We start from the raw sequence: 1,959 nt of genomic DNA on the forward strand, positions 1-1,959 counted from the left end.
GCGGCGTGCAGGCGCAGCGCCCGCCGCGGGTAGCCGAGCCGGTCCCACGCCCGCACGGCCTCCCCGGGCGGGTCGGCGGCGAGGGCCGCCGGGGTGGGCCAGCGCTCGAGCCAGCGCCGCCAGGCCGGCAGGACCCGCGCCACCGGCGTCTGCTGGAGCATCACCTCGCTGACGAGGACGCCCCAGGCGTCCCGGTCCGCCGCGCGCCACGGCAGGTCCCGCGCGGCGACCTCGTACCAGGCGAGCACCCGCCGGTGGAGCACCTCCGGCGCCACCGCGACCGGCTCGCTGGCCCCGTCCCCGGTGGCCCCGTGCTCCGTGGCTCCGTGCTCCGTGGCCCCGTGCACTGGGCGTCGGACGTCGGTGCTCAGACGTACCGCTCGAGGATGCTCGACTCGGCCAGGCGGGACAGGCCCTCGCGGACGGCGCGAGCCCGCTGGTCGCCGACGCCCTCGACGGCCATGAGGTCGTCGATGCCCGCGGCGAGCAGCTGCTGCAGCCCGTCGAAGTGCTGGACGAGGCGCTCGACGATGGCGCCCGGCAGGCGGGGGATCTTGTGCAGCAGGCGGAAGCCCCGGGGGCTGATGGCGCTGTCGAGGTTCTCCCCGCCGCCCGTGAGCGACAGCGCCCGCGAGACGTGCGCGAGGTCGACGAGCTCGGTGGACTCGAGCCGCGCGAGGTCGGCGAGCACCTCCGGCACGGACGCCCCCAGGCGCTCGGGGTCGGTGTAGTCGCGCAGCACGAGCTCCTGGTCGGGGCCGATGCCGCCGATGAGCTCCTCGAGCTGCAGGGACAGCAGGCGCCCGTCGGAGCCGAGCTCGACGACGTACCCGGCGATCTCCTCGGAGATGCGTCGCACCATCTCCTGGCGCTGGACGACGGCGGCGACGTCGCGGACGGTGACGAGGTCCTCGATCTCCAGCGCGGACAGCGTGCCCGCGACCTCGTCGAGGCGGGACTTGTAGCGCTCGAGCGTCGCGAGGGCCTGCTCCGCGCGGCCGAGGATGGCCGCCGAGCCCTCGAGGACGAAGCGCCGGTCGGCGACGTACAGCGCCACGATGCGCATCGAGGCGCTCACGGAGATCACCGGCATGCGGGTCTGCTTGGCCACCCGCTCCGCCGTGCGGTGCCGGGTGCCCGACTCGGAGGTCTCGATCGTCGGGTCGGGCACGAGCTGCACGGCCGCGCGCAGGATCTTGCTGGCGCCCGCGTCGAGCACGATGGCGCCGTCCATCTTGGCCAGCTCCCGCAGCCGGGTGGCCGAGAAGTCGACGTCGAGGGTGAAGCCGCCGCTGCACAGGGACTCGACGACCTTGTCGTGCCCCAGGACGACGAGGGCGCCGGTGCGCCCCCGCAGGATGCGCTCGAGCCCGTCGCGCAGCTCCGTGCCGGGGGCGACGGCGGCCAGGGTCGCGAGGAGCAGCTCCTCGGGCGAGCGCTCGACCATCGTCTCCCTCAGCCCCGCGCGGTGCGGCGCGCCGGTCGAGCTCTCGCGGGTGGTGCCGGGTCAGCCGACCGCCGAGCCGATCGCGTCGCCGAGGCCCTTGGCCTCGTCGGGCGTCATCTCGACGACGAGGCGCCCGCCGCCCTCCAGGGGCATGCGCAAGACGATGCCGCGGCCCTCCTTCACGACCTCGAGCGGGCCGTCACCTGTCCTCGGCTTCATGGCCGCCATCTGCGGATCCCCTTCCTGTGGGCGTGATCGTGACCAGTATCCAGCAGGTCGGCGGTCGGGTCGAAACGGGACTACCCTCCCGGGTCGCTGAGGTGACCCGTCCGGGTCGCCCCGACGACGGGCGCCCGTGGTGGTCGGGGCCCTCCCCACGTCCGGAGGTCCCGTGGCCGCAGCCGACCCCGCTCCCCCCGCCCCCTCCGCCCGCGCCGGTGCGACCGACCCCGACGGGGCGCGGCCCGCCGACCGCCTCGAGCGCGGGACGGGTGCGGTGGCCCGCGTCGTCG

The 1,959-nt window shown here is 75.8% G+C and carries 2 protein-coding genes and 1 pseudogene; all 3 read right to left on the minus strand.

The window, feature by feature from the left end; all coding sequences use genetic code 11:
• Positions 1 to 275 (minus strand): annotated as a pseudogene (locus tag HLB09_RS16335) (A/G-specific adenine glycosylase); the annotation flags it as partial.
• Between the two features lie 92 nt (positions 276 to 367).
• Positions 368 to 1,447 (minus strand): DNA integrity scanning diadenylate cyclase DisA, encoded by a 1,080-nt coding sequence (gene disA, locus HLB09_RS16340; RefSeq protein ID WP_171204361.1) that lies wholly within the window; start codon positions 1,445 to 1,447, stop codon positions 368 to 370.
• A 60-nt stretch (positions 1,448 to 1,507) separates the two neighbouring features.
• A complete protein-coding gene (locus HLB09_RS16345; RefSeq protein ID WP_171204362.1) occupies positions 1,508 to 1,675 on the minus strand; it encodes a DUF3117 domain-containing protein in 168 nt (55 codons plus the stop codon).
• Positions 1,676 to 1,959: the final 284 nt, after the last annotated feature.

It is taken from the genome of Pseudokineococcus marinus, assembly GCF_013004605.1.
Taxonomy (GTDB): Bacteria; Actinomycetota; Actinomycetes; order Actinomycetales; family Quadrisphaeraceae; genus Pseudokineococcus; species Pseudokineococcus marinus.

Excerpts from the sequence above, each read along its gene's own strand:
- disA (WP_171204361.1), bottom strand. The coding sequence starts at position 1,447 with ATGGTCGAGCGCTCGCCCGAGGAGCTGCTCCTCGCGACCCTGGCCGCC.
- HLB09_RS16345 (WP_171204362.1), bottom strand. The coding sequence starts at position 1,675 with ATGGCGGCCATGAAGCCGAGGACAGGTGACGGCCCGCTCGAGGTCGTG.